Source organism: Psychrobacter sp. CX16 (genome assembly GCF_057396245.1).
In genome coordinates this window covers 1-5,462 of the sequence record NZ_JBXYJF010000052.1, presented here as the reverse complement: position 1 = coordinate 5,462, position 5,462 = coordinate 1, and the positions used below count along the sequence as shown (strand labels likewise).

The window sequence follows — 5,462 nt, the reverse complement described above, 5'->3', positions numbered from 1 at the left end:
AACTATTTAAAAGCTAAAATCAAAGAACAACTTGTGTGGATTTTTGCTGATTTAGGATGCTAAAAATTAAAGTTGGGGCTATCTCTTATCGGGGTAGTGACTAACTATAAAAATTATCATTCTTTAATTAGTAAAGAAACTCGAAGTTAATTCATTATATGAACATACGGAAAGCAAATTTGCTAGTAATAGGATGAGCCAAGTTTAGAAGTCTCTTTAAAGGACTTCATAGCAAGATTAAACTGAAGAGTTTGATCATGGCTCAGATTGAACGCTGGCGGCAGGCTTAACACATGCAAGTCGAGCGGAAACGATGATAGCTTGCTATCAGGCGTCGAGCGGCGGACGGGTGAGTAATACTTAGGAATCTGCCCAGTAGTGGGGGATAGCACGGGGAAACTCGTATTAATACCGCATACACCCTACGGGGAAAAGGGGGCGCTTGCGCTCTCGCTATTGGATGAGCCTAAGTCGGATTAGCTAGTTGGTGGGGTAAAGGCCTACCAAGGCGACGATCTGTAGCTGGTCTGAGAGGATGATCAGCCACACCGGAACTGAGACACGGTCCGGACTCCTACGGGAGGCAGCAGTGGGGAATATTGGACAATGGGGGCAACCCTGATCCAGCCATGCCGCGTGTGTGAAGAAGGCCTTTTGGTTGTAAAGCACTTTAAGCAGTGAAGAAGACCTTATGGTTAATACCCATAAGCGATGACATTAGCTGCAGAATAAGCACCGGCTAACTCTGTGCCAGCAGCCGCGGTAATACAGAGGGTGCAAGCGTTAATCGGAATTACTGGGCGTAAAGCGAGCGTAGGTGGCTTATTAAGTCAGATGTGAAATCCCCGGGCTTAACCTGGGAACTGCATCTGATACTGGTGAGCTAGAGTAGGTGAGAGGGAGGTAGAATTTCAGGTGTAGCGGTGAAATGCGTAGAGATCTGAAGGAATACCGATGGCGAAGGCAGCCTCCTGGCATCATACTGACACTGAGGTTCGAAAGCGTGGGTAGCAAACAGGATTAGATACCCTGGTAGTCCACGCCGTAAACGATGTCTACTAGTCGTTGGGGGACTTGATCCCTTAGTGACGCAGCTAACGCAATAAGTAGACCGCCTGGGGAGTACGGCCGCAAGGTTAAAACTCAAATGAATTGACGGGGGCCCGCACAAGCGGTGGAGCATGTGGTTTAATTCGATGCAACGCGAAGAACCTTACCTGGTCTTGACATATCTAGAATCCTGCAGAGATGCGGGAGTGCCTTCGGGAATTAGAATACAGGTGCTGCATGGCTGTCGTCAGCTCGTGTCGTGAGATGTTGGGTTAAGTCCCGCAACGAGCGCAACCCTTTTCCTTAGTTACCAGCGGTTCGGCCGGGGACTCTAAGGATACTGCCAGTGACAAACTGGAGGAAGGCGGGGACGACGTCAAGTCATCATGGCCCTTACGACCAGGGCTACACACGTGCTACAATGGTAGGTACAGAGGGCTGCTACACAGCGATGTGATGCGAATCTCAAAAAGCCTATCGTAGTCCAGATTGGAGTCTGCAACTCGACTCCATGAAGTCGGAATCGCTAGTAATCGCGGATCAGAATGCCGCGGTGAATACGTTCCCGGGCCTTGTACACACCGCCCGTCACACCATGGGAGTTGATTGCACCAGAAGTGGGTAGCCTAACCTTTTAGGATGGCGCTCACCACGGTGTGGTTGATGACTGGGGTGAAGTCGTAACAAGGTAGCCGTAGGGGAACCTGCGGCTGGATCACCTCCTTATTGACGCATCCGGTCAGCAAGAATTCACAACAAGTTGTTCTTTGGTTTTAGTCGTTAAAAGCTTTCGAGGAAGCAAGACTTATAGAAATTTCCCTTAAAGGAAATTTCTCTTGCGCTCGGGATGAAGCAGTGCTTCATCTATATCCTCGCTCAGGGTCTGTAGCTCAGCTGGTTAGAGCACCGTGTTGATAACGCGGGGGTCATAAGTTCAAGTCTTATCAGACCCACCATATTATTAGCATGGTAGATACAACAGCTTATTGTAAAAACGTTCAATGCGTAAGCAATTTTCTCTTGCTAAGAGTTAATAAAAAGAGCTCAGAAAGTAATTTAAGCTTTTTGAAAATCCCCTTTAAGGGATTTCCCTTGCGAAGCTAAAATTGCGATGCAATTTTTTAACGCTTCTCAGGGGCCATAGCTCAGTTGGTAGAGCGCCTGCCTTGCACGCAGGAGGTCAGGAGTTCGACTCTCCTTGGCTCCACCATATTTTAATAGACTCTAAAGCGAACAGTAAACAGATATAAGATAAACCAGAACTAAGCAATCAGTAAAACGATTCCTTACTTCTGTTTTATACAGAGAGAATATGACGACTGGATGACAGCGTCATTACTATTTAAAAACATAGATATGAGTTGTAATACGGTTAATACCTAAACTTTCACGTTTAAGTATTAACCAGTAACCAGCCTTTTAACGACATCAGTTGTTATCCCAAGAGGTTGGTTACAAAGTAAAGAGAACTGAATCAAGCGTAAATTATCAAGGTGATATCGTTATAATTGCTGACAAAGACCCTTTGGGGTTGTATGGTCAAGTAATTAAGCGCACATGGTGGATGCCTTGGCAGTCAGAGGCGATGAAAGACGTGACAGCCTGCGATAAGCTTCGGGGAGATGGCAATAATCTGTGATCCGGAGATTTCTGAATGGGGAAACCCACCTAACGTAAGTTAGGTATCCTAATTTATTAGGAAGCGAACGAGGGGAAGTGAAACATCTCAGTACCCTTAGGAAAAGACATCAATAGAGATTCCCCTAGTAGCGGCGAGCGAACGGGGAGGAGCCGACTTAATTTTATGTAGAAGAACAGTGTGGGAAAACTGGCCATAGTGGGTGATAGCCCCGTATTCGAAACATAAATGCAAGCATATTAAGTAGTGCGGGACACGAGAAATCCTGTATGAAGATGGGGGGACCATCCTCCAAGGCTAAATACTCCTGACTGACCGATAGTGAACCAGTACCGTGAGGGAAAGGCGAAAAGAACCCCTGTGAGGGGAGTGAAATAGAACCTGAAACCGTGTGCGTACAAGCAGTGGGAGCGGACTTGATCCGTGACCGCGTACCTTTTGTATAATGGGTCAGCGACTTATATTCTGTAGCAAGGTTAACCATTAGGGGAGCCGTAGGGAAACCGAGTCTTAATAGGGCGAATTAGTTGCAGGGTATAGACCCGAAACCGAGTGATCTATCCATGAGCAGGTTGAAAGTGCCGTAACAGGCACCGGAGGACCGAACCCACTATCGTTGAAAAGCTAGGGGATGACTTGTGGATAGGGGTGAAAGGCTAATCAAACTCGGTGATAGCTGGTTCTCCCCGAAAGCTATTTAGGTAGCGCCTCGGACGAACACCATTGGGGGTAGAGCACTGTTTCGGCTAGGGGGTCATACCGACTTACCAAACCGATGCAAACTCCGAATACCGATGAGTGATATCCGGGAGACACACGGTGGGTGCTAACGTCCATCGTGGAGAGGGAAACAACCCAGACCGCCAGCTAAGGCCCCAAATTCCTAGTTAAGTGGGAAACGAAGTGGGAAGGCATAGACAGCTAGGAGGTTGGCTTAGAAGCAGCCATCCTTTAAAGAAAGCGTAATAGCTCACTAGTCGAGTCGGCCCGCGCGGAAGATGTAACGGGGCTCAAACTAGGAGCCGAAGCTGCGGATTTGAACATGTTTCAAGTGGTAGGGGAGCGTTGTGTAAGCCTGTGAAGGTGTGTCGTAAGGCATGCTGGAGGTATCACAAGAGCGAATGCTGACGTGAGTAACGATAATGGGTGTGAAAAGCATCCACGCCGGAAGATCAAGGGTTCCAGTCCAACGTTAATCGGGGCTGGGTGAGTCGACCCCTAAGGCGAGGCCGAAAGGCGTAGTCGATGGGAAATCAGTTAATATTCTGATACTTGTTTATGATGTGATGGAGGGACGGAGAAGGTTATGCCAGCTCAGCGATGGTTGTCTGAGTGAAAGGATGTAGGTAGACGGCTTAGGTAAATCCGGGCTGTTAATACTGAGATCTGATAGCAAGCTGTACTTGTACAGCGAAGTGGCAAATACCATGCTTCCAGGAAAAGCTTCTAAACGATAGTCATAAACGAATCGTACCCTAAACCGACACAGGTGATCAGGTAGAGAATACCAAGGCGCTTGAGAGAACTCTGCTGAAGGAACTAGGCAAAATGGTACCGTAACTTCGGGAGAAGGTACGCTGTCGATGGTGAAGGACTTGCTCCGTAAGCTATTGACAGTCGCAGATACCAGGCTGCTGCAACTGTTTATTAAAAACACAGCACTCTGCAAACACGAAAGTGGACGTATAGGGTGTGATGCCTGCCCGGTGCTGGAAGGTTAATTGATGGGCTTAGCGTATGCGAAGGTCTTGATCGAAGCCCCAGTAAACGGCGGCCGTAACTATAACGGTCCTAAGGTAGCGAAATTCCTTGTCGGGTAAGTTCCGACCTGCACGAATGGCATAATGATGGCAGCGCTGTCTCCAGCAGAGACTCAGTGAAATCGAAATCGCAGTGAAGATGCTGTGTACCCGCGGCTAGACGGAAAGACCCCGTGAACCTTTACTACAGCTTTACATTGAACTTTGACCTGACTTGTGCAGGATAGGTGGGAGGCTTTGAAGCAGATACGCCAGTATTTGTGGAGCCAACCTTGAAATACCACCCTGGTCATGTTGGGGTTCTAACTCAGGTATAACAATACCGAGGACAATGTATGGTGGGTAGTTTGACTGGGGCGGTCTCCTCCTAAAGAGTAACGGAGGAGTACGAAGGTGCGCTCAGAACGGTCGGAAATCGTTCATAGAGTATAAAGGCAAAAGCGCGCTTAACTGCGAGACCCACAAGTCGAGCAGGTACGAAAGTAGGTCTTAGTGATCCGGTGGTTCTGTATGGAAGGGCCATCGCTCAACGGATAAAAGGTACTCTGGGGATAACAGGCTGATACCGCCCAAGAGTTCATATCGACGGCGGTGTTTGGCACCTCGATGTCGGCTCATCTCATCCTAGGGCTGAAGCAGGTCCTAAGGGTATGGCTGTTCGCCATTTAAAGAGGTACGCGAGCTGGGTTTAGAACGTCGTGAGACAGTTCGGTCCCTATCTACCGTGGGCGTTGGAAATTTGAGAGGATCTGCTCCTAGTACGAGAGGACCAGAGTGGACGAACCGCTGGTGTTCGGGTTGTCATGCCAATGGCATTGCCCGGTAGCTACGTTCGGATTGGATAACCGCTGAAAGCATCTAAGCGGGAAGCCAACCTCAAGATTAGATTTCCCTTAAGAGCCGTTGAAGACTACAACGTTGATAGGCAGGGTGTGGAAGCGCAGTGATGCGTGTAGCTAACCTGTACTAATTGCTCGTTTGGCTTGACCATACAACACCCAAGTGGTTTTGTA

At 48.3% G+C, this 5,462-nt stretch carries 2 tRNA genes and 2 rRNA genes; all 4 read left to right on the top strand.

The window, feature by feature from the left end:
• Positions 1 to 239: 239 nt before the first annotated feature.
• The 4 genes from AC2SLM_RS12695 to AC2SLM_RS12680 all read left to right on the top strand — a co-directional run bounded on the left by AC2SLM_RS12695 (position 240) and on the right by AC2SLM_RS12680 (position 5,440).
• Positions 240 to 1,776: ribosomal RNA gene (locus AC2SLM_RS12695) — 16S ribosomal RNA — on the top strand.
• A 153-nt stretch (positions 1,777 to 1,929) separates the two neighbouring features.
• Positions 1,930 to 2,006 (top strand) — tRNA-Ile (locus AC2SLM_RS12690).
• Between the two features lie 178 nt (positions 2,007 to 2,184).
• A tRNA-Ala gene (locus AC2SLM_RS12685) sits at positions 2,185 to 2,260 on the top strand.
• Between the two features lie 327 nt (positions 2,261 to 2,587).
• Positions 2,588 to 5,440, top strand: a 23S ribosomal RNA gene (locus AC2SLM_RS12680).
• Together the 16S and 23S rRNA genes with 2 tRNA genes alongside form the textbook arrangement of a ribosomal RNA operon.
• The last annotated feature ends 22 nt before the right edge of the window (positions 5,441 to 5,462 follow it).